Here is a 22,193-nt window from a genome sequence, read left to right on the forward strand (position 1 = left end):
GATTTTATTTTGCGACCGATTCATAAATCGAACAAACTTGCGGAAGTGTGCTACGAGATCCGCGGGCCCGTGCCGGAAAAAGCCCGGCAAATGGAGGAGGAAGGCCACAAGATCACGAAGTTGAATATTGGCAACTTGGCCGTGTTCGGCTTCGATCCGCCCGACGAGATCGTGCACGACATGATGGTCAACCTGCCCAACGCGGCCGGCTACACCGATTCCAAGGGCATGTTCGCGCCGCGCAAGGCGGTCATGCATTACACGCAAGGCAAGAACATCCGCGGCGTCACCATCGACGACATTTACCTGGGCAATGGCGCCTCCGAGCTGATCGTGATGGCCATGAACGCGCTGCTCAACACGGGCGACGAAGTGCTGGTGCCGGCGCCCGACTATCCGCTGTGGACGGCCGCCGTCAGCCTGTCCGGCGGCACGCCCGTGCACTACATCTGCGACGAGCAGCAGGACTGGTACCCGGACCTGGCGGATATTCGCAGCAAGATCACGTCCAACACGCGCGCCATCGTCATCATCAACCCCAACAACCCGACGGGCGCGCTGTACCCGGTCGAGCTGCTGCGCGAGATCATCGAGATCGCGCGCCAGAACCAGCTGATCGTCTACGCCGACGAGATCTACGACAAGGTGCTGTACGACGAAGCCCAGCACGTGTCGATCGCCTCGCTGGCCGACGACGTGCTGTGCGTGACCTTCAACGGCCTGTCGAAGAATTACCGCTCGTGCGGCTACCGTTCCGGCTGGATGGTGGTGTCGGGCGAGAAAAGCCATGCCAAAGATTACATCGAGGGCCTCAACATGCTGGCCTCGATGCGTTTGTGCGCGAACGCGCCGGGCCAGTTTGCGATCCAGACTGCGCTGGGCGGCTACCAGAGCATCAAGGACCTGGTGGGGCCGGGCGGACGCCTGTTGAAGCAACGCGACCTCGCTTACCAGCTGCTGACGGACATCCCCGGCATCACCTGCGTCAAGCCGAAAGCGGCGCTCTACATGTTCCCGCGCCTCGATCCGAAGATCTACCCGATCGTGGACGACCAGCAATTCGCCTACGAACTGCTGGCCGAAACCAAGGTGCTGATCGTCCAGGGCAGTGGCTTCAACTGGATCAACCATGACCACTTCCGTGTCGTGTTCCTGCCCAACACGGACGACATGACGGAAGCGTTCGGCCGCATCGCGCGCTTCATGGAAGGTTACCGCAAGCGCCACAGCCTGGGCTATTGAGCCGTTTCCGCCCTTTATTCACCGGGCGCCGCCGCGGCGGCGTTCGATATCACCGTAATGAAACGAGTTGTTATGAATCCCATCAAAGTAGGTCTGCTAGGCATCGGCAACGTTGGTGCCGGTACGTTCAACGTGTTGCGCCGCAACCAGGAAGAAATCCGCCGCCGCGCCGGCCGCGGTATTGAGGTGGTGGCCGTCTCGGCCCGCAACCTGGAACGGGCCAAGGAGCGCACCGGCGGCCAGGTGAAAGTGGTGGCCGATCCATTCGACATCGTCAACGATCCCGAGATCGATATCGTCGTCGAGCTGATCGGCGGCTACGACACGGCCAAGGCCCTGGTGCTGCAGGCGATCGCCAACGGCAAGCACGTGGTGACGGCCAACAAGGCGCTGCTGGCCGTGCATGGCAACGAGATCTTCGCCGCCGCCCAGGACAAGGGCGTGATGGTGGCGTTCGAGGCGGCCGTAGCCGGCGGCATCCCCATCATCAAGGCGCTGCGCGAAGGCTTGACGGCCAACCGCATCGAATGGCTGGCCGGCATCATCAACGGCACCACCAACTTCATCCTGTCCGAGATGCGCGACAAGGGCCTGGACTTCGCCACCGTGCTCAAGCAGGCGCAGGAACTCGGTTACGCGGAAGCCGACCCCACCTTCGACATCGAAGGCGTGGACGCGGCGCACAAGGCCACCATTTTGGCCGCGATCGCGTTCGGCATTCCGGTGCAGTTCGACAAGGCGTACGTGGAAGGCATCTCCAAGCTCAACGCCGTGGACATCCGCTACGCCGAGCAACTGGGCTACCGCATCAAGCTGCTGGGCATCGCCAAGCGCGCCAAGGTCAATGGTACGGAAGGGGTGGAACTGCGCGTGCATCCGACCCTGATCCCGGCCAAGCGCCTGATCGCCAACGTGGAAGGGGCCATGAACGCCGTGCTGGTGCAGGGCGACGCCGTGGGCGCCACGCTGTACTACGGCAAGGGCGCCGGCGCCGAGCCGACCGCCTCGGCCGTGATCGCCGACCTGGTCGACATCACCCGCCTGGCCACGGCCGATCCCGAGCACCGCGTGCCGCACCTGGCGTTCCAGCCCAACGAGATGACCGACATCGAGATCCTGCCGATGTCGGAAGTGACGACCAGCTACTACCTGCGCATGAACGTGGCCGACCAGCCCGGCGTGCTGGCCGACCTGACCCGCATCCTGGCCGACGCCACCATCTCGATCGACGCCATGCTGCAGAAGGAGCCGGCCGAAGGCGAGATCCGCACCGACATCATCTTCCTGACCCACCAGACCCAGGAAAAGAACGTGGAAGCGGCCATCGCCAAGATGGAAGGCCTGGCCAGCGTGTTCGGCACGGTGACCAAGATCCGCCTGGAAAACCTGAGCTAAGCGCCCGGCCCGCATCCGCGGCGACGAGGCCAGCCCCCGGCAACGGGTGCTGGCTTTTTTTTGGTTCTTCACGGATTACCGGGAAAGCCTGCCTTGATCGTCCGGAAGCAGCAGGCCCGGTCCCGGCCGCCGCAGGCCATCGGCTGCGTCATGTTGATGCGCTCATTCCTTTTTTTTTCGCAGTAAAACCACAGCATGACGGGAGAGCGCACGCGGCAGTGGCGCAACGGGGTTCATGGCGTTACAGTGATAGCGAGTATTGCCATCCGGCTATCCTGGATGGCCTACGTTATGGGCGGCCAAGCGCAGGCTGGTGCGGGCGCCCGGATCGCGGGACGGCGCACGGTTCCCGCTGCATCCAGATTGTTGCAAAATAGAATGAAAATAGAGTACGCTGAATGCAGCATGGCCGGCGTATTGCCTGCGCACGGCCAGCGAAGTGCCGCAGTCATGAGGCGCGCCGTCAGAGCGCCAATTCACATTCCGGGGAGAACATATGTCTGAATTCTTACGCCGCCTGTCGATCCAGCAAAAGCTGATGTCGAGCATGGCCCTTTGCCTGTTGTTGTTCCTGGTGCTGTCGGCCACGCTCAGCGTGGTCATGACGGGCAACACCATCCAACAACGCGTGGTGGGGCAGGAACTGCCGGCTGTGGTGGGCGAGATCCGCAACGATATCCAGCGCCAGATCGGCGCGCCGGTGGCGTCCGCGCTGGCCCTCAGCGCCAACACCTTCCTGCTGGAGTGGGAAAAGGCCGGGCTGCCCGAGAGCGGCGACGCGGCCTGGAAGGCCTATGCGCAAAGCGTGAAGAAAGTGAGCAAGGCGGCGTCCGTGTCCTGGGTCTCGGCCGCCACCGGCAAGTATTATGACGAGACCGGCTATCGTCGCATGGTCGACAAGAACGCGCCATCGGACCAGTGGTTCTTCGGCTTTCTCGCCAGCGGCAAGCCCTACACGCTGAACCTGGACAAGGAGCAGGGCAGCACCACCTATAACGTGTTCATCAACACCCGCTTCGACGCCGGCGATGGCAAGATCGGCATCGGCAGCCTGGGGCTGTCGGTGGACAAGCTGGCCGAGACCATCCGCAACTACAAGATCGGCAACTCCGGCTTTGTCTACCTGGTGCGCCCCAACGGCATGCTGCTGGTGCACCGCGATCCGCAACTGGCCGACAGCAAGCACTTCATGAAGGATTTGCCCGGCTTTAGCGAGGACCTGAGCGGCAAGCTGCTGGGCGGCCAGCAATTTGCCACGGTCAATTACAGCGCGCCGGACGGCAAGCGCATCGTCGCCTCGTCGTTTGTGCCGGAACTGAATATGTACGTGATCGCGGAAGTGCCCGAGCAAGAAGTGCTGGGCCAGGTGACCCGTTCCGTGCTGCTGGCTGCGCTGCTGGGCGGGCTGGTGGGCGGCGGTATCGGCCTGTTCATCATCTACCTGGTGAGCCGCGCCATGGCCGCGCCCGTGGCGCGCGCCGCCCAGATGCTGGGCCAGATCGCCGACGGCAATGGCGACCTGTCGCGCCGCATGACGGTGGAATCGGGCGACGAGATCGGCATGCTGGCTGACGCCTTCAACCGCTTCGTGTCCTCGCTCAACCGCACCATACGCGAGGTGCGCAACAGCACGGAGACCATCGCCCACGCATCGCGGGAGATCGCCAGCGGCAACCTCGACCTGTCGTCGCGCACGGAAGGGCAGGCCTCCAGCCTGGAGCAGACGGCGTCCGCCATGGAGGAGCTGACGGCCACCGTGACCCAGAATGCCGACAGCGCACGCCATGCCAACGAGCTGGTGCAGTCCGCGTCCGGCTACGCCACCCAGGGCGGCGCCGTGGTGGGACGGGTGGTCGAGACGATGGCCTCGATCAAGGACAGTTCGCGCAAGATCGTCGACATCATCGGCGTGATCGACGGCATCGCGTTCCAGACCAACATCCTGGCCCTGAACGCGGCCGTGGAAGCGGCCCGCGCCGGCGAGCAGGGCCGCGGCTTCGCCGTGGTGGCGTCGGAAGTGCGCAACCTGGCCCAGCGCAGCGCGGCGGCGGCCAAGGAGATCAAGGAACTGATCGGCGATTCGGTCGTCAAGGTCGACGCCGGGGGCTCGCTGGTGGACGAGGCGGGCGCCACGATGGCCAAGATCGTCGCCTCGGTCGAGCAGGTGACCAGCATCATGGGCGAGATCGTGGCGGCCAGCCACGAGCAGAGCGATGGCATCGCCCAGGTCAACCTGGCCGTGACGGAGATCGACAGCACCACCCAGCAGAACGCGGCGCTGGTGGAACAGGCGGCGGCCGCTGCCGCCTCGCTGCAGGAACAGGCGGCCAACCTGGCGGCCGTGGTCAGCGTGTTCAAGCTCGACGAGCGGGGGTGATGGCGGCGTTGGCGGCGTCAGCGTGATTGGTTTTACTGCGCCTGGAACGCCACCCGCACCAGTAACCCTTGCGGCCCGACCGCATCGGCCAGCGTGACGGTGGCGCCGTGCAGGGCGGCGATGTCGCGCACGATGGCCAGTCCCAGGCCGGCGCCGCCCGGGTTGCGCTCCAGCGTGGCGCTGGCCCGGTAGAACGGCGCGAACACTTTTTCCCGTTCGGCGGCCGCGATGCCGGGGCCGCTGTCCTCCACTTCCAGCGTGGCGCCGCGTGCATCCTCGCGCACCCGCAGCACCACCGTGCCACCGGGCGGCGTATAGCGCAGCGCGTTGTCCACCAGGTTGGCGATCATTTCGTGCAGCAGCAGCGCCTGGCCATGTACCACGGCCGGCTGATCCCCTTCCAGCGACAGGTCGATCTGCTTGGTGACGGCCGCAATCGCCAGTTCCAGTCCCACCTGGCGCGCCACGTCGCGCAGCGAAACCGGCGCCAGCGCCGCATGGTCGCCGCCCTGGCCGCCGTGTTCGATGCGCGCCAGCGTCAGCAGCCGGTTGGCCAGGTTGACGGTGGAATCGGTGGTGGCGGCGATGCTGTGCACGATGTCGCGCAGGGCCGATTTCATCTGTTCGGGATCGGCCTGGGCGCGCTCGCATTCGCGTAGCGCCAGTTCGGCCTGGGTTTTGAGCACCGTCAGCGGCGTGCGCAACTGGTGCGAGGCGTCGGCGATGAAGCGGCGCTGGCTGGCGATCAGGCTTTGCAGCCGCGCCATCGAGGTGTTCATGGCCGCCACCAGCGGCCGTACTTCCTTGTGCACCAGCGCCGGGTCCACGTCCGACAGGTCGTTCAGGCTGCGCGTTTCCACTTCCAGTTTCAAGCGCATCAGCGGCTGCAGCACGAGGCGCACGGCGAACCACACCAGCAGCGCCAGCGCCAGCAACAGGGCGGCTTGCCACAGCAGTGTGTCGAACAGGATCTGGTTCGACAGGCCGCGCCGCGCGTCCAGCGTCTCGCCCACCTGGATCAGGGCGATGCCGCGCATGGAGTCGTCATACACGGGCTGCAGCAGGGCGGCGATGCGCAGCGGCTGGCCGTTGTAGTTGGCGTGGTAGAAGCGCACCAGCGCCGGGTAGGCTTGCGAGCGCGGGACGTTGGCCGGCACCGGCGGCAAGTCGTCGTAGCCGGACACGGTCTCGCCGTGGATGCCGGTCACCTTGTAGTAGATGCGGCCCAGCGTGTCCGTCTCGAAGCTGTCGAGCGCCACGTAGGGCACGTCGGCCACCACCTTGCCGTTGACCACGGACACCCGTTCGGCCAGCGCCCGCGTGGAGGCCAGCAGCGAGCGGTCGTAAGCCATGTCGGCCGCGTCGAGCGCGTTGCGGTAGACGAAGAAGGCGTTCACGATGACCAGCACGATCAGCGGCACCAGCAGCCAGCGCAGCAGCTGGCCGCGCAGGCTGCCCAGCGGGGCGCCCGGACCGGGCCTGCGCAGGTGGGCGCTGGCCGCCAGGCGGGACGGGCGCGCCGCCATCTAGCCGCCGACGGCGCCGCGCGGCTGCAGCAGGTAGCCGATGCCGCGCAGCGTGGTGATGACGGCGGCGTCGGGCAAGCCGTTGTCGAGCTTCTTGCGCACGCGGTGGATGTACAGTTCGATCGCGTCCAGGTTGGCCTCGTCGTCCAGCGCGAACACTTCGTCGAACAGCTTTTCCTTGGACACGGCGCGGCCCGACCGCGAGATCAGCGCTTCGAGCACGGCGTGCTCGCGCGGCGTGAGCGCCAGCGCGGCGCCGCCGTAGCTGAAGCAGCGCGTGACGGTGTCGAAACTGAGGGCGCCGCAGCGGTGCACCAGCGCCTCGTTGCCCACGCTGCGGCGCAGCAGCGCGCGCACCCGCGCTTCCAGTTCGGCCAGCTCGAACGGCTTGGCCAGGTAATCGTCGGCGCCCAGGTTCAGCCCCTGCACGCGGTCATCGAGGCCGCCGCGGGCCGTCAGGATCAGCACCGGGGTCTGGCTGCGCGGGGCGGGGCGCGCGCGCAGGCGCTTGAGCACCTCCAGCCCGTCCATGCGCGGCAAGGTCAGGTCCAGGATCACCAGCGCATAGTCCTGGGTGTGCAGCAGGGCGTCGGCGTCGGCGCCGTTGTCGGCGCATTCGACCGTCATGTTGGCGTCGCGCAGGGCCTTGGACAGCCAGCGTGACAGCTCGGTGTGGTCTTCCACTAACAAAATGCGCATAAATCTTGCCAATCCGATCAAAGAAGTTCAGTGTCAGACTGCATGATAGCCCCAGCGCGCCGTCCGCGCGGCGACGTTGGCGCTTTGTGGTGCACGGGAGACAGGGGCGGCCCAAGCTGCCGGGACTGAAAGGCAAATGAAAGGAAGTGAATTTTATAGTGGACCCCTGATTTCCGATCAGGTGCTTCACTAATAGCGAACTCATAACTACATTTACCGGAGACTCACATGAAAAAATCCTCTTTGTCCCTCGCCATCCTGGCCCTGCTGGGCGCCGCCGGCGGCGCGCACGCGCAATCGAACGTGCAGGTATATGGCTTGCTGGACATGGGTGTGGATTACGCCAGCGACGCCAAGGCGGGCGGCGGCGCGATGACCCGCGTGACCTCGGGCGGCATGAACACCTCGCGCTGGGGCCTGCGCGGCACCGAGGACCTGGGCGGCGGCCTGAAAGCCGTGTTCAACCTGGAAGGCGGCATCCTGATGGACACCGGCGCCTCCGACGGCGTGCTGTTCAAGCGCCAGGCCAACGTGGGGCTGGAAGGCGGCTTTGGCCGCGTGGTGCTGGGCCGTTCGTTCACCAGCGTGTACGACACGGTGATCCATTTTGACCCGATGGGCTTCGCGCCGTTCTACTCGTGGGCCACGTCCGGCCCGGCCACGGGGCCCAGCAAGTATGGCTTCACCACGGCCTGGGACAACATGATCAAGTATTCCGTGGCCGCCGGCGGCTTCAAGTTCGGCGCGTCCTATGGCGCCGGCGAGCAAAGCACCAGCAGCAATGACAGTGCCAAGTTCTCCACCGCGCTCACCTACACCACCGGCCCGGTGAGCGTGATGGCGACCTGGGAGCGCGTCAACGGCAACACCGTGGTCGCCACCGGCAACCGCGACAAGAGCACGGTCTGGCACCTGGGCGCCAACTACGAGAACGGCCCCGTGAAGCTGACGGCCGTGGTGCGCGACTACAAGCTGGTGGCCGGCAAGGCGCTGACCGCCGATGTCGATGCCACCACCACCTGGGGCGGCGTGGTCTACAAGCTCGATGCCGTCAACACGCTGACGGGCGCGATCTACCACGTCAACGTCAAGAACGTGGCCGCCGGCAAGGACGCCGATCCGACCCTGTACGTGGCGCGCATCCGCCATGCGCTGTCCAAGCGCACCGACCTGTACGTGGCCGCCGCCTACGCCAAGGCCAAGAATGGCCAGCTGACGGGCCTGTCGCGTGACGATGCCGGCTTCGCCGACACCCAGCGCGGCTTCATGACGGGCATCCAGCACCGCTTCTGATCCGGGACATCCGGGGCCGTTTTTTTCTGCCTGGCCCCGGATGTTGAAAGCGCTTTGAAAGCTGGCGCGAACTACCATACCTACATCGATGAAAACAATTTTGCTGGCATGGCTGGCCGTCCTGATGGCCGGCACGGCGGCGCAGGCGGCGGGCACGGAATGCATCGTGCCGTCCAAGCCGGGCGGCGCGATGGACTTCACCTGCAAGCTGGCGCGGCAAGGGTTGCTGAGCTTGCCGGAACACGGCGGCGCGCCGATGCGGATCAGCTACATGCCCGGCGGAATTGGCGCCGTGGCCTGGCACGCGCTGGTGTCGCAGCGGCGCGCCGAGCCGGACACGCTGGTGGCTTTTTCGGGCGGCTCGCTGCTCAATCTGGCCCAGGGCAAGTTCGGCAAGGCCAAGGCGGACGACGTGCGCTGGGTGGCGGCGCTGGGCGCGGACTACGGCATGATCGCGGTGCGCGCCGATTCGCCCTACCACACGCTGGGCGAGCTGGTGACGGCCCTGAAGCACCATCCGGAGCAGGTGCTGATCGGCGTGAGCGGCACCATCGGCAGCCAGGACTGGCTGAAGATCGCGCTGGTGGTGAAGGCGGCCGGCGTGGACCCGAAAGTGCTGCGTTTCGTGGCGCTCGAGGGCGGCGGCGAAGCCTTCACGGCCATGCACGCGGGTTTTGTGCAGGTGGTGTCGGGCGACGCGTCGGAAGCGACGCTGTACTCGGCCGGCGGCAGCACCCGGGTGCTGGCCGTGCTGTCCGAGCAGCGCTTGCCGGGCGTGCTGGCCAAGGTGCCCACGGCGCGCGAGCAGGGCTACGACGTGGTGTGGCCGGTGATCCGCGGCGTGTGGATGGGCCCCCAGGTATCGGAGGCCGATTACCGCAAGTGGGTGAGCGCCTTCGACCGCGCACTGGCCAGCCCGCAGTTCGCGCAGGCCCGTGCCAGCTACGGCCTGTATCCGTTCAGCTTGACGGGGCCGGCGCTGACGGCCTACGTCAAGAAGGCAGTCGATGATTACGGCAAGCGCGCCAGCGAACTGGGTCTGGTGCGATAGCCAACAGAGCAAAAGCAGTCACGCAGCATACACATGGCAGTACATAAACAGACGGAGACAAACATGATGTTCAAAACCACCCTGGCCGCCGCAGTGGCCACCACCTTGGCCACCGCATTCGCCACCGCCGCCCTGGCCCAGGTGCCGGCCGGCTATCCGGCCGACTACCAGAAGATCATCGACGGCGCGAAGAAGGAAGGCAAGCTGGTGATCTACGGCGCCACCGACAGCAAGGCTACCCAGCCGCTGATCAAGGATTTCAACGCGCTGTACCCCGGCATCACGATCGAATACAACGACATGAATTCGACCGAGGTGTACAACCGCTTCATCTCCGAAGTGGCGGCCGGCGGCAACACGGCCGACGTGATGTGGTCCTCGGCCATGGACCTGCAGATGCGCCTGGCCTCGGACGGCTACGCGCTCAAGTACAAATCCGTGGAAGCGTCCAAGATTCCCGGCTGGGCCATCTGGGATGACCAGGCCTACGGCACCACGTTCGAGCCGGCCGCCATCGTCTACAACAAGCGCCTGCTGGACGCCAAGGAAGTGCCGCAGACCCACGCCGAGTTCGCCAAGCTGATCCAGCAGCCCAAGTTCAAGGACAAGGTCACCACCTACGACATCGAGAAATCCGGCGTCGGCTTCATGTTCATGACCCAGGATGCGCGCGAGCTGGGCACCAGGTTCCCCGACCTGGAGAACGCGTTCGGCGTGGCCAAGGTGCGCGTGCAGTCGTCCACCGGCACCATGATGGAGCGCATCTCGTCGGGCGAGAACCTGATCGGCTTCAACGTGCTCGGCTCCTACGCGCTGGTGCGGGCCAAGGCTGATCCGTCGATCGGCGTGGTGCTGCCCAAGGATTACACCCTGATCCTGTCGCGCGTGCTGTTCATCAACAAGGGCGCCAGGAACGTCAACGCGGCCAAGCTGTGGCTGGACTACATGCTGTCGCACCGCGGCCAGACCATCATCGCCAACGATTCGCGCCTGTACGCGATCCGCACCGACGTCACCGGCGAAACCACGTCGGCTGACCTGATCAAGCAGATCGGCAAGGACAACGTCAAGCCCGTGCCCGTGCACCCCATCGTGCTGCAATTCCTTGGCCCGGCCAAGCGCATGGCCTTCCTCAAGCAGTGGAAAGAAACGGCCGGCAAAAAATAAGCGGCCCGCCGCCGGCGCTGCCGGCGGCCGCATCATCCCTCCATTCAAACACGCGACGGCGCCCGCCCGCGCCGCGCCTGAAGGTATCCTCACATGCAAACGATGACCATACCCGGCTCCGGCCGGCGCAGCCTGAACTGGCCACGCGGCGTGGTGGTGACGCTGACCGCGCTCGCCATCTTCGTGCCGCTGCTGCTGATTTTTTACCAAAGCTTCCTGTCGGCGCCATTCTTCGTGCCGGGCAAGGAGCTGGGCCTGGACGCCTACCGCTTCATCTTCGATGATCCCGACTTCATCGTCGCGTTCAAGAATGGCCTGATCCTGGCCACCGGCCTGGCCGTGATCGCCGTGCCGCTGGGCGGCATGCTGGCCTTCCTGATGATCCGCACCGACCTGCCAGGCCGCGGCTGGATCGCGCCCATGCTGCTGGTGCCGATCTTCGTGTCGCCGATGGTGATGGGCTTTGGCTACGTGGTGTCCATGGGGCCGGTGGGCTTCTACTCCACGTGGGCCAAGGAACTGCTGGGCTTCGTCCCCTGGAACATCTATTCGTTCACCAGCATCGTCGTGATCGCCGGCCTGACCCACGTGCCGCACGTCTACCTGTACGCCTCGTCGGCGCTGAAAAGCCTGGGCTCGGACGTGGAGGAGGCGGCCCGCGTGGCCGGCGCCTCGCCGCTGCAGGTGATGCTCAACGTGTCGCTGCCCATGGTGATGCCGGCGCTGGCCTACGCGGCCGTGCTGGTGTTCTTCCTCGGCTTCGAAGTGTTCGGCCTGGTGCTGGTGCTGGGCGACCCGGAAGGCCACCTGGTGCTGGCCACCTATTTGTACAAGCTGACCAACAAGCTCGGTACGCCGTCCTACCACCTGATGGCCGCCGTCGCCGTGTGCCTGGTGATGGTGACCATGCCGCTGGTGATGCTGCAGCGCTGGCTGCTCAAGTCGGCCAACAAATACGTGTCGATCAAGGGCAAGGGCGCGCGCACCAAGTCCATGCCGCTGGGCCGCTGGAAGTGGCTGGCGTTCGCGCTGATCGCCGCCTGGCTGCTGTTTACCATCGTGATGCCGATCTCGGGCATCGTGCTGCGCTCGTTCGTGCAGTACTGGGGCGAGGGCGTGCGCCTGGCCGACGTGCTGACGCTGGACCACTTCCGCGAAATCCTGGAACAGCCCTCGCTGATGCGCGGCATCCTCAACACCATCCTGATCGGCGTGGTGGGTGGCGGGCTGGCCGTGATCTGCTACAGCGGCATCGCGCTGGCCATGCACCGCAAGCCGGACGGCATCACCCGCCTGCTCGACTACAGCGTGCTGGTGCCGCGCGCCATTCCCGGCCTGCTGGCAGGCCTGTCGTTCCTGTGGGTGTTCCTGTTCGTGCCCAGCTGGCTGGACGGCATGTTGAAGGGGATGGACAACGGTGTGGCCCTGTGGCTCAGTGAACATGCGATTCCCGTGCTGCGCTCGCTGCGCTCGACCATTTTCGCCCTGTGGCTGGCGTACTCCGTGGTGTGGCTGGCCTACGGCATGCGCTTGATCTCGACGGCCTTGCTGCAAGTGGGGCCGGAACTGGAGGAAGCGGCGCGCGCCGTGGGCGCCCGCCGCGGCCAGGTGACGCGCGACGTGACGCTGCCCTTGATCAAATACGGCATGCTGGGCGCCTGGCTGATGGTGTTCCTGATCTTCGAGCGTGAATATTCGACCGGCGTGTACCTGCTCTCGCCCGGCACCGAGGTGATCGGCGCCATGCTGGTGTCGCTGTGGGCCGGCGGTTCGACCGACCTGGTGGCGGCCCTGTCCTTCATTAACATTTCCCTGGTCGCCATCGGCCTGGGGATCGCGCTGCGCTTTGGCGTCAAACTGCATAACTGAGAACCTAGCCATGAAACGAGACCTGATCATGAATGAACTGAGCGTCAACGAACTGCACCTCGATTACGGCAGCGGCGCCCACGCCAATCCCATCCTCAAGGGCGTGTCCATGCATTTGCAAAAGGGCGAAGTGGTGGCGCTGCTGGGGCCTTCGGGCAGCGGAAAGACCACGCTGCTGCGCGCCGTGGCGGGACTGGAAAGCCCCAAGCTGGGCACCATCGCCATCGGCGACCGGCGCGTGTTCGACGGCGAACGCGGCTTCGAGATGCCGGCCGAGCAGCGCAACCTGGGCCTGGTGTTCCAGTCCTACGCGCTGTGGCCGCACAAGACCGTGTTCGACAACGTGGCCTATGGCCTCAAGCTGCGCAAGATGGGCGCGGCCGACATCGCCGAACGCGTCAACGAAGTGCTCAAGCAGTTGGGGCTTGGCCATCTGGGTGAACGCTTCCCGCACCAGCTGTCCGGCGGCCAGCAGCAGCGCGTGGCCATCGCCCGCGCGCTGGTGTACAACCCGCCCGTGATTTTGCTGGACGAGCCGCTGTCCAACCTGGACGCCAAGCTGCGCGAGGAAGCGCGCGCCTTCCTGCGTGAGCTGATCGTGCGCCTCGGCTTGTCGGCGCTGATGGTCACCCACGACCAGGCCGAGGCGATGGCCATTTCCGACCGCATCCTGCTGCTCAACAACGGCAAGATCGAGCAGCAGGGCACGCCGCAAAGCATGTACGAGACGCCCGACACCTTGTTCACGGCCGAATTCATGGGCAGTAACAACCGCCTGCCGAGCCGCATCGTGCAGCGCAACGGCAGTCGCGTGCAGCTGGACGTGAACGGCACCACGCTGCAGGCCACGGCGCGCGGCGCCTCCACCGGCGCCGAAGGCAGCACCATCATCCGCGTTGAGGAAGTGCGCGTGAGCGCCACGCCGGTGGAGAACGCCATCGAACTGCCGCTGCTGACCTGCATGTACCTGGGCGACCGCTTCGAGTGCCTGTTCAAGAGCGAGTCCGGCCCCGAGATCAGCCTGCGCGCCCACTCGCGCTACAAGCTGGAACCGGGCCGCTACTGGCTGCAACTGCCGGCCGATAAGCTCTGGGTGTTTTAAGAAATGGCAGGGAGTCCCGCGGCATGACGTGGTTGGTCTGGTTCGAGGGCGGCGGGACGCAAGTGCAGGCATGGCTGGCGGCGCTGCTGGCGTCGCTGGCTGGCGCCGCGCTGTGCCTGTGGCTCGATACGCCGCTGCCGTGGATGATCGGTCCGCTGTTCGCCACGGCCATGCTGCGCCTGGCCGGGCGCGACCTGCGCACACCCGTGTGGGCGCGCGAGGCGGGGCAGTGGGCCATCGGCACGGCGCTGGGCCTGTATTTCACGGCGCCCGTGCTGCTGGCGTTATCGAACTACGCGCCCTTGATCGCGCTGGCCGTGGGCTTTACGCTGGCGCTGGGCTGGGGCAGCGGCTATCTGCTGCATAAGATGGCGCGCACCGACCGCACCACCGCCTTTTTCGCGATGGCGGCCGGCGGCGCGTCCGAAATGGCGGTGCAGGGCGAGCGCCACGGCGCCAGCGTGGAGCGGGTGGCGGCCGCGCACAGCCTGCGCGTGATGCTGGTGGTGGCCGTGATTCCGTTCACGGTGCGCTGGTGGGGCAGTCACGGGCTGGCCCTGGGCGACGATGTGTACCACCCCGGTGCGGCCGAGGTGCATATCGGGGGCTTGCTGCTGCTGGTGGCGCTGACCAGCGTCGCCGCGCTGCTGTGCAAGCGCACCGGCATGCCCAACGCCTGGGTCATCGGCCCGCTGCTGGCGGCGATGGCGCTGACGGCCGGCGGGATGCACCTGAGCCGCCTGCCCGAGTGGATGATACGGGGCGGCCAGCTGTTCATCGGCGCCTCGCTTGGCTGCCGCTTTTCACCGGCGTTCCTGCGCGCGGCGCCGCGTTTCCTGGCCAGCGTGGCCGCTTGCAACCTGGCGGCGATGGCGCTGGCGGCCGGCTTCGGCCTGTTGCTGGCGCGGGGCGCCGGCATCCATCCTGGCACGGCCATCCTGGCCACGTCGCCGGGCGGCATCGCGGAAATGGCGCTGACGGCCAAGACGCTGCACCTTGGCGTGCCTATCGTTACGGCCTTTCACGTGGCGCGCATGGTGGTGCTGGTGCTCACCATCGGCCCGCTGTTTCGGCTGATCCGGCGCGTGGCGCGGCGCTAGGACGAAAAAAACCGGCGCAAGGCCGGTTTCGCGATCAGTCGGATCTGATGGCAGCTTAGAACTTGACGCGCACGCCGACGGACAGCAGGTCGGCTTTGACGTTGAGCGAATTTTGCTCGGCGACTTTGCCGAAGTTTTCATATTCAGCCACGAAGGTGATCTTCTGGTCCAGCGCGAACGATGCGCCGATGCCGATCATGGCTTGGGTCTTGTTCTTGGATGTGCTGTAGAACTGACCTGGCAGCCAGGCTTCAATCGTGGTGTGGTTGTATGCTACGCCCAGTTTGCCGAACAGCGAGAATTGCGCGTTCAATGGCAGGGTGCCGGTGGCGGCGGCGTAGATGGCCGATGGCTTGGACGATGCGCCGTAGCCGGAGTCCGAGCCCTCCACTTTGCGGAAGTCGACGTAGCCGACTTCGGCGCCGAAGTTGTTGGTGTAATTGTAGCCGCCGTACAGTTTGAAGCCGGTCGTGTTTTCCGTGCCCGTGCCGGACGGAATTTCCAGTTTTTGTTCAGCGCGGCCGATGTTGGCGCCAACGTAGGCGTTGTCTGCTTGGGCGGCCAGCGGAGCGGCCAGGGCGGCGATTGCTGCGATGATGATGCTGTGTTTCATGCGGATATCCTTAATGTGTAAGCCCTGCGGCAAGGGTGAAGGGCGCGAATGGCGCCGGATATTGCCTTTAGGAAACGCGGATTCTAAAGCCTGATTATGATTTCTGCAATAGTTATTTTTGCTTAAGGAAACTTGTCTTACATATTTTTAATTTTGACAATCCCGGTCACGGCCGGCGGCGCCCTGACCGGGGGCAATGCATCAGCGCTGCGCCATTGCGGACCGCCGCGCGCTGCTGTATGTTCTCTACCCATCCCCACCCACGCTGACCGGACATGAGCCAAACCAACCAGTTTTCCCTGTTGTCGCAGCGCCGCTTCGCCCCGTTTTTCTGGACCCAGTTCCTGGGCGCGTTCAATGACAACCTGTTCAAGACGGCGCTGATGGTGATCCTCACCTACGACGCCTTGAGCTGGACCACGCTCAAGCCATCGCTGCTGACCAACCTGATTCCGGGCCTGTTCATCCTGCCCTACGTGGTGCTGTCCGCCACGGCCGGGCAGATGGCCGACAAGTTCGAGAAATCGGGCCTGACCCGCTTCGTCAAGTGGCTGGAACTGGCCATCATGGGCGTGGCCGCCATCGGCTGGATGCAGCACATCCTGTGGCTGCTGATCGCGGCCGTGGTGGGCATGGGCATCCATTCGACGCTGTTCGGCCCCGTCAAATATGCCTACCTGCCGCAGCACCTGAAGACGGAAGAACTCATCGGCGGCAACGGCGTGACGGAGATGGGCACCTTCGTCGGCATCCTGCTCGGTGAAGTGCTGGGCGCCATCCTCGTCATGCAAAAGCCGGCCGGCCTGCTGCTGACCGCTGGCGGTACGCTGCTCACGGCCGTGCTGGGCCTGATCGCCAGCTACCGCATCCCGCACACGCCGGCGGCCGATCCCACGCTGCGCATCAACCTCAATCCGCTGACGGAGTCGGTACGCAATATCGGCTTCTCGCGCAAGAACCGGGTGGTGTTCCTGTCCATGCTGGGCAATTCGTGGTTCTGGTTCTATGGCGCGCTGGTGCTGGCCCAGTTCCCCGTCTACGCCAAGGATTACCTGCACGGCGACCATGGCGTGTTCGTGCTGCTGCTGACCATATTCTCGCTGGGCGTGGGCGCCGGTTCGCTGCTGTGCGAACGGCTGTCGGGCCGCAAGGTGGAGCTGGGGCTGGTGCCGTTCGGCGCCATCGGCCTGACAGTGTTCGGCATCGACCTGTACCTGTCCAGCGTGGGCTTCGCCGGCACGGGCGGCCAGGTGGCGGCCGTGCTGGTGCAGCAGGGCGGGGCGCGCCTGGGCGCGTTCGACTGGCTGGCGCTGCACGGCACGCTGCGCATCCTGGCCGACGTGCTGATGATCGGCATGTTCGGCGGCTTCTTCATCGTGCCCCTGTTCGCGCTGATCCAGGTGCGCTGCGAACCGGGCCACCTGTCGCGCACCATCGCCGGCATGAATATTTTGAACGCGTTGTTCATGGTGGCGGCGGCGGGCGTGGCCATCGTGCTGCTGGGGCAGGGCTTGACGATACCGGAACTGTTCCTGGCCACGGCGCTGATGAACGCCCTGGTGGCGCTCTACATCTTCTCGCTGGTGCCGGAGTTCCTGATGCGCTTCCTGGCCTGGATGCTGATCCACACCATCCACCGCGTCAAATGCATCAACGCCGACCGCATTCCGGCCGAAGGGGCGGCGGTCCTCGTGTGCAACCACGTGAGTTACGTGGATGCGATCGTGATCGGCGCGGCCAGCCCGCGCCCGATCCGCTTCGTGATGGACCACCGCATCTTCAAGCTGCCGCTGCTGGGCTGGATCTTCCGCACGGCGCGCGCCATCCCCATCGCGCCGGCCAAGGAAGACCCATGGCTGATGGAGAAGGCCTACGTCGATATCGCCCAGGCCCTGCATGAGGGCGACCTGGTCTGCATTTTCCCGGAAGGGAGGCTGACCACGACCGGCGAGATGAACGAATTCAAGGGCGGCATCGCCAAGATCGTGGCGCGCTCGCAGGTGCCGGTGATCCCCATGGCGCTGCGTGGCCTGTGGGGGCATTTGCTGAGCAGGGGCGCCCAGCCCGTGCTGGAGCGCACCTTTCGCAAAGGCTTGCGTTCGCGCCTGGCGCTGGCCGTGGGCGAGCCCGTGGCGCCGCCCGACGCCACGCCCGAATACCTGTACCAGCAAGTGCGCGAACTGCGCGGCGGCTGGAAGTAAGTCCGCACCTCGCCACTGTCCCATCACCAGGCCCGCCCCAACCTTCCCGGTTGCGCGGGCCTGGTGCTTTTTGGCGCTTCTCTCCCTCTGTCGCCGCGCTCTTGCACACAAGTCGTTACAAATCGTTTCTTGACGACATTAGAATGATCGTTCATTCTATCAACTGGATTACGTTAAATTGGAAAAATAACAATGAAAGCCTTGCTTACCCCGCACATGCGCCGCCGTGCCGGCGCCGTTGTCCTGCTTAGCGCGAGTGGCCTGCTGGCCGCTTGCTCCCCATCCACGGCCGTAGCACCTCATGCGCAGGTGGCGGAAGTGGGCGTTTTCACCGTCACGCCGCAGGCGCTGCCGATCACCACCGAACTGCCGGGCCGCACGGCCGCGTTCCAGGTGGCCGAGGTGCGCCCGCAGGTGAGCGGTATCGTCCAGCAGCGCCGTTTCGTCGAAGGCGCCGACGTGGCGGCTGGCGCCGCCCTGTACCAGATCGACGCGGCCAGCTATCAGGCGGCCTACAACTCGGCCAAGGCGGCGCTGGCCAAGGCCCGCGCCAACCTGCTCACCAGCGGCCCGAAAGCGGCGCGCTACAAGGAGCTGGTGCAGATCGAAGGCGTGAGCCGCCAGGAGCTCGATGACGCCATCGCCGCCAACGAGCAGGCCAAGGCGGAAGTGGAATCGGCCACCGCCGCCGTGGAGGCGGCCGCCATCAACCTCAAATACACGCGGGTGGAAGCGCCCATCGGTGGCCGCATCGGTCGCTCCACGGTGACGCCGGGCGCGCTGGTGACGGCCGGTCAGGCCGCCGCGCTCACCACCGTGCAGCAGCTCGATCCGATCTACGTGGACGTGACCCAGACCAGCACCGAGATGCTGCGCCTGAAGCGCGCGCTGGAATCGGGCAGCCTGAAACAGTCGGGCGGACAGGCCAAGGTGAGCCTGATCCTGGCCGACGGCAGCAAGTACGCGCAACCGGGCAAGCTGCAATTCGCCGACGCCAGCGTCGATCCGGGCACTGGCAACGTAACCTTGCGCGCGCTGTTCCCCAATCCCAAGCACGATCTGCTGCCCGGCATGTTCGTGCGCGCCGTGCTGGAAAACGGCGTGGACGAACAGGCCATCGCCGTGCCGCAGCAGGGCGTGTCGCGCAATCCCAAGGGCGAGGCGACGGCGCTGGTGCTGAACAAGGACGGCAAGGTGGAGCAGCGCATCATCGCAACCGGCGGCACACTGGGCGACAAGTGGCTGGTGACGGCTGGCCTGAGCGCCGGCGACCGCGTGATCGTGGAAGGCGTGCAGAAGGTCAAGCCTGGCGCACCCGCCACCGTGGCTGCCACGCCGGCCGCGTCGCCCGCACCGGCCGCCGTCGCGGGGGGCGCCATGCCCGCCAACGCCAAGAGCGCGCATTAAGGCGAGGGCATAGTCATGGCTAAATTTTTCATCGACCGGCCCATCTTCGCGTGGGTGGTGGCGATCGTCATCATGCTGGCCGGCGCGCTGGCGATCCACGGGCTGCCCGTGTCGCAATACCCGAGCATCGCGCCGCCGTCCATTTCCATCACCGGCTCCTATCCCGGCGCCTCGGCCCGCACGGTGGAAGACGCCGTCACCCAGGTGATCGAACAGAAGATGAAGGGCATCGACGGCTTGCGCTACATGTCCTCGTCGAGCGATTCGGCCGGTGGCATCAACATCACGCTGACGTTCCAGAACGGCACCAATCCAGACATCGCGCAAGTGCAGGTGCAGAACAAGCTGCAACTGGCCACGCCGCTGCTGCCGGCCGCCGTCACCCAGCAGGGGTTGGTGGTATCGAAGTCCACCAAGAACTTCCTGATGGTGCTGGGCTTTATCTCCGAGGACGGCAGCATGAAGCAGGCCGACCTGGGCGACTACGTGGCCGCCAATGTGATCGATCCACTCAGCCGCGTGCAGGGGGTGGGCGACGTGACGCTGTTCGGTTCCCAGTACGCCATGCGCATCTGGCTCGACCCGGCCAAGCTGCAAAGCTACCAGTTGACGCCGGCCGACGTGAGTGCGGCCATCGTGGCGCAGAACACGGAAGTGTCAGCCGGTGAGCTGGGCGGCGCACCGGCCGTGCCGGGCCAGCAGCTGAACGCCACCGTGACGGCGCAAAGCCGCTTGCAGACGGCCGAACAGTTCGGCGCCATCCTGCTCAAGACCTCCAGCAACGGCGCCACCGTGCGCCTGCGCGACGTGGCCCGCATGGAGCTGGGCAGCGAGAGCTACAACACCGTGGCCCGCTACAACGGCCATGCCGCCACCGGCGTGGCGATCAAGCTGGCCACGGGCGCCAACGCGCTCGACACGGCCGCCGCCGTCAAGCACAAGATTGATTTGATGAGCAAGCAGTTCCCGGCCGGGATGAAGGGCGTGGTGGCATATGACACCACGCCGTTCGTCACGCTGTCGATCGAGGAAGTGGTCAAGACGCTGGCCGAGGCCATCGTGCTGGTGTTCCTCGTCATGTACCTGTTCCTGCAGAACGTGCGCGCCACCTTGATCCCCACCATGGCCGTGCCGGTCGTGTTGCTGGGCACCTTCGGCGTGCTGGCCGCGCTGGGCTATTCGATCAACACGTTGACCATGTTCGCCATGGTGCTGGCCATCGGCCTGCTGGTGGACGACGCCATCGTGGTGGTGGAGAACGTGGAGCGGGTGATGACGGAGGAGGGCTTGTCGCCGAAGGAGGCGACCCGCAAGTCGATGGGCCAGATCACGGGCGCGCTGGTGGGCATCGCCCTGGTGCTGTCGGCCGTGTTCGTACCCATGGCCTTCTTTGGCGGCTCCACCGGCGTAATCTACCGCCAGTTCGCCGTCACCATCGTGTCGGCCATGGTGCTGTCGGTGCTGGTGGCCATGGTGTTCACGCCAGCCCTGTGCGCGACCTTCCTCAAGCCGGTGGCCAAGGGACACCATGCTGCCAGCACGGGCTTCTTCGGCTGGTTCAACCGCAGTTTCGAGCGCGGCAGCAGCCGTTACCAGGGCTGGGTGGGCGCAATCCTGCGCCGCGGCGGCCGCTCGATGGCGCTGTACGCGATCCTGCTGGCGGTGCTGGCGCTGGCCTTCATGCGCCTGCCCACGTCCTTCCTGCCGGCGGAAGACCAGGGCGTGCTGTTCGCGCAGGTGCAGCTGCCTACCGGCGCTACCCAGCAACGCACGCTGAAGGTAATCGAGCAGGTCGAACATCATTTCATGGTCGATGAGAAGGATGCCGTGCAGTCGATCTTCACGGTGGCCGGCTTCAGCTTCGGCGGCAATGGCCAGAACACGGGCATCGCTTTCGTGCGCTTGAAGGACTGGGAGGAACGCAAGAGCGCCGCGCTGCGTGCGCCGGCCGTCGTGGGCCGTGCCATGGGCGCGTTCTCGCGCATCAAGGACGCGATGGTGTTCGCGTTCGCGCCGCCGGCCGTGCTGGAGCTGGGTAACGCCAGCGGCTTCGACCTGCAACTGCAGGACCAGGGGGGCGTGGGCCACGACGCGCTGATGGCGGCCCGCAACCAGTTGCTGGGCATGGCGGCCAGGAATCCGCTGCTGGTGGGCGTGCGCCCCAACGGGCAGGAAGACACGCCGCAGTACAAGATCACGGTGGACCAGCAGCAGGCCGCCGCGCTGGGGCTGGCCATCGCCGACGTCAACAAGGTGCTCAGCACCGCCTGGGGCGGCGCTTACGTGAACGACTTCGTCGACCGTGGGCGCGTGAAGAAGGTCTACATGCAGGGCCAGGCCGACGCGCGCATGGTGCCGGAAGACCTGGGCAAATGGTTCGTTCGGAACGCGGCTGGCGAGATGGTGCCATTCTCCGCCTTCGCCAGCGGCCAGTGGATCTACGCTTCGCCGCGCCTGGAGCGCTACAACGGCATGCCGTCCGTGGAAATCCTGGGCATGCCGGCGCCGGGCCAGAGTTCGGGCGTGGCCATGGCCGAGATGGAAAAGATGGCGGCCCAGCTGCCGCCCGGCATAGGCTACGAGTGGACCGGCCTGTCCACCGAGGAACGCGACTCCGGCGCGCAAACGCCAGCCCTGTACTCGATCTCGATCCTGATCGTGTTCCTGTGCCTGGCCGCGCTGTATGAAAGCTGGTCGGTGCCGTTCTCGGTGCTGCTGGTGGTGCCGCTGGGCGTGATCGGCGCCGTGCTGGGCACGTGGGCCTTCCACCTGTCGAACGACGTGTACTTCCAGGTCGGCCTGTTGACCGTGGTGGGCCTGGCCGCCAAGAACGCCATCCTGATCGTGGAATTTGCCAAGGAGTTGCAGGAGCAGGGCGTGCCGCTGCAGCAGGCCACGCTGCAGGCCGTGCGCTTGCGGCTGCGTCCCATCCTGATGACGTCGATCGCGTTCGGTCTGGGCGTGCTGCCGCTGGCCGTGGCCAACGGCGCCGGTTCGGGCAGCCAGAACGCCATCGGCGTGGGGGTGTTGGGCGGCATGTTGTCGGCCACCTTCCTCGGCATCTTCTTCGTGCCACTGTTCTTCGTGCTGGTGCGCGGCCTGTTCGCCGCCAAGCACGGCGCGGTGGCTCCAACCGCTGTTGCGGAGTAAC

At 65.8% G+C, this 22,193-nt stretch carries 15 protein-coding genes; 12 read left to right on the forward strand and 3 right to left on the reverse strand.

Annotated features, from left to right (window positions below; all coding sequences use genetic code 11):
- The first annotated feature begins 9 nt into the window (after positions 1–9).
- The 3 genes from H3H36_RS16570 to H3H36_RS16580 all read left to right on the forward strand — a co-directional run bounded on the left by H3H36_RS16570 (position 10) and on the right by H3H36_RS16580 (position 5,014).
- Positions 10–1,242 carry a pyridoxal phosphate-dependent aminotransferase gene (locus tag H3H36_RS16570; protein ID WP_182219200.1) on the forward strand — a complete coding sequence of 411 codons (1,233 nt, stop codon included), beginning with the start codon at positions 10–12 and terminating at the stop codon, positions 1,240–1,242.
- Positions 1,243–1,314: 72 nt separating this feature from the next.
- Positions 1,315–2,637 (forward strand): homoserine dehydrogenase, encoded by a 1,323-nt coding sequence (locus tag H3H36_RS16575; RefSeq protein ID WP_182219201.1) that lies wholly within the window; start codon positions 1,315–1,317, stop codon positions 2,635–2,637.
- A gap of 496 nt (positions 2,638–3,133) precedes the next feature.
- A complete protein-coding gene (locus H3H36_RS16580) occupies positions 3,134–5,014 on the forward strand; it encodes a methyl-accepting chemotaxis protein (protein ID WP_182219202.1) in 1,881 nt (626 codons plus the stop codon).
- A gap of 32 nt (positions 5,015–5,046) precedes the next feature.
- On the opposite strand, the gene H3H36_RS16585 is transcribed toward H3H36_RS16580, so the two are convergent.
- Positions 5,047–6,540 carry a sensor histidine kinase gene (locus H3H36_RS16585; RefSeq protein ID WP_182219203.1) on the reverse strand — a complete coding sequence of 498 codons (1,494 nt, stop codon included), beginning with the start codon at positions 6,538–6,540 and terminating at the stop codon, positions 5,047–5,049.
- Complete coding sequence (locus H3H36_RS16590) at positions 6,541–7,239, reverse strand: response regulator (protein WP_182219204.1); 699 nt, start codon at positions 7,237–7,239, stop codon at positions 6,541–6,543. It lies immediately after the preceding gene.
- Positions 7,240–7,467: 228 nt separating this feature from the next.
- Between H3H36_RS16590 and H3H36_RS16595 the strand changes: the two genes are divergently transcribed.
- The 6 genes from H3H36_RS16595 to H3H36_RS16620 all read left to right on the forward strand — a co-directional run bounded on the left by H3H36_RS16595 (position 7,468) and on the right by H3H36_RS16620 (position 14,821).
- Complete coding sequence (locus tag H3H36_RS16595) at positions 7,468–8,532, forward strand: porin (RefSeq protein ID WP_182219205.1); 1,065 nt, start codon at positions 7,468–7,470, stop codon at positions 8,530–8,532.
- Between the two features lie 88 nt (positions 8,533–8,620).
- Positions 8,621–9,583, forward strand: a complete 963-nt coding sequence (locus H3H36_RS16600; RefSeq protein WP_182219206.1) for a Bug family tripartite tricarboxylate transporter substrate binding protein — start codon at positions 8,621–8,623, stop codon at positions 9,581–9,583.
- Positions 9,584–9,646: 63 nt separating this feature from the next.
- Positions 9,647–10,750 (forward strand): ABC transporter substrate-binding protein, encoded by a 1,104-nt coding sequence (locus H3H36_RS16605; RefSeq protein ID WP_182219207.1) that lies wholly within the window; start codon positions 9,647–9,649, stop codon positions 10,748–10,750.
- Between the two features lie 93 nt (positions 10,751–10,843).
- The gene (locus tag H3H36_RS16610) at positions 10,844–12,619 is read left to right on the forward strand and encodes an ABC transporter permease (RefSeq protein ID WP_182219208.1); all 1,776 of its coding nucleotides are present in this window, start codon (positions 10,844–10,846) and stop codon (positions 12,617–12,619) included.
- Positions 12,620–12,647: 28 nt separating this feature from the next.
- Complete coding sequence (locus H3H36_RS16615) at positions 12,648–13,721, forward strand: ABC transporter ATP-binding protein (RefSeq protein ID WP_182219316.1); 1,074 nt, start codon at positions 12,648–12,650, stop codon at positions 13,719–13,721.
- A gap of 23 nt (positions 13,722–13,744) precedes the next feature.
- Positions 13,745–14,821: an AbrB family protein gene (locus tag H3H36_RS16620; protein ID WP_182219209.1), complete on the forward strand. Its 1,077-nt coding sequence runs from the start codon at positions 13,745–13,747 to the stop codon at positions 14,819–14,821.
- Positions 14,822–14,876: 55 nt separating this feature from the next.
- Here the strand turns inward: H3H36_RS16620 and H3H36_RS16625 are convergent, their stop codons facing one another.
- Complete coding sequence (locus H3H36_RS16625) at positions 14,877–15,434, reverse strand: outer membrane beta-barrel protein (protein ID WP_182219210.1); 558 nt, start codon at positions 15,432–15,434, stop codon at positions 14,877–14,879.
- 275 nt (positions 15,435–15,709) lie between these two features.
- On the opposite strand from H3H36_RS16625, the gene H3H36_RS16630 reads away from it, so the two are divergent.
- The 3 genes from H3H36_RS16630 (at position 15,710) to H3H36_RS16640 (ending at position 22,192) form a co-directional block, all read left to right on the forward strand.
- Entirely contained in the window at positions 15,710–17,635 is a 1,926-nt protein-coding gene (locus H3H36_RS16630; RefSeq protein ID WP_182219211.1) for an MFS transporter, read from the forward strand.
- 192 nt (positions 17,636–17,827) lie between these two features.
- A complete protein-coding gene (locus H3H36_RS16635) occupies positions 17,828–19,042 on the forward strand; it encodes an efflux RND transporter periplasmic adaptor subunit (protein WP_229219953.1) in 1,215 nt (404 codons plus the stop codon).
- Between the two features lie 15 nt (positions 19,043–19,057).
- The gene (locus tag H3H36_RS16640; protein ID WP_182219212.1) at positions 19,058–22,192 is read left to right on the forward strand and encodes an efflux RND transporter permease subunit; all 3,135 of its coding nucleotides are present in this window, start codon (positions 19,058–19,060) and stop codon (positions 22,190–22,192) included.
- Position 22,193: the final 1 nt, after the last annotated feature.

The sequence above is a fragment of the Rugamonas fusca genome, from assembly GCF_014042365.1.
Lineage (GTDB): Bacteria > Pseudomonadota > Gammaproteobacteria > Burkholderiales > Burkholderiaceae_D > Rugamonas > Rugamonas fusca.

Excerpts from the sequence above, each read along its gene's own strand:
- H3H36_RS16575 (WP_182219201.1), top strand. The coding sequence starts at position 1,315 with ATGAATCCCATCAAAGTAGGTCTGCTAGGCATCGGCAACGTTGGTGCC.
- H3H36_RS16580 (WP_182219202.1), top strand. The coding sequence starts at position 3,134 with ATGTCTGAATTCTTACGCCGCCTGTCGATCCAGCAAAAGCTGATGTCG.
- H3H36_RS16585 (WP_182219203.1), bottom strand. The coding sequence starts at position 6,540 with ATGGCGGCGCGCCCGTCCCGCCTGGCGGCCAGCGCCCACCTGCGCAGG.
- H3H36_RS16590 (WP_182219204.1), bottom strand. The coding sequence starts at position 7,239 with ATGCGCATTTTGTTAGTGGAAGACCACACCGAGCTGTCACGCTGGCTG.
- H3H36_RS16595 (WP_182219205.1), top strand. The coding sequence starts at position 7,468 with ATGAAAAAATCCTCTTTGTCCCTCGCCATCCTGGCCCTGCTGGGCGCC.
- H3H36_RS16600 (WP_182219206.1), top strand. The coding sequence starts at position 8,621 with ATGAAAACAATTTTGCTGGCATGGCTGGCCGTCCTGATGGCCGGCACG.
- H3H36_RS16605 (WP_182219207.1), top strand. The coding sequence starts at position 9,647 with ATGATGTTCAAAACCACCCTGGCCGCCGCAGTGGCCACCACCTTGGCC.
- H3H36_RS16610 (WP_182219208.1), top strand. The coding sequence starts at position 10,844 with ATGCAAACGATGACCATACCCGGCTCCGGCCGGCGCAGCCTGAACTGG.
- H3H36_RS16615 (WP_182219316.1), top strand. The coding sequence starts at position 12,648 with ATGAATGAACTGAGCGTCAACGAACTGCACCTCGATTACGGCAGCGGC.
- H3H36_RS16620 (WP_182219209.1), top strand. The coding sequence starts at position 13,745 with ATGACGTGGTTGGTCTGGTTCGAGGGCGGCGGGACGCAAGTGCAGGCA.
- H3H36_RS16625 (WP_182219210.1), bottom strand. The coding sequence starts at position 15,434 with ATGAAACACAGCATCATCATCGCAGCAATCGCCGCCCTGGCCGCTCCG.
- H3H36_RS16630 (WP_182219211.1), top strand. The coding sequence starts at position 15,710 with ATGAGCCAAACCAACCAGTTTTCCCTGTTGTCGCAGCGCCGCTTCGCC.
- H3H36_RS16635 (WP_229219953.1), top strand. The coding sequence starts at position 17,828 with ATGAAAGCCTTGCTTACCCCGCACATGCGCCGCCGTGCCGGCGCCGTT.
- H3H36_RS16640 (WP_182219212.1), top strand. The coding sequence starts at position 19,058 with ATGGCTAAATTTTTCATCGACCGGCCCATCTTCGCGTGGGTGGTGGCG.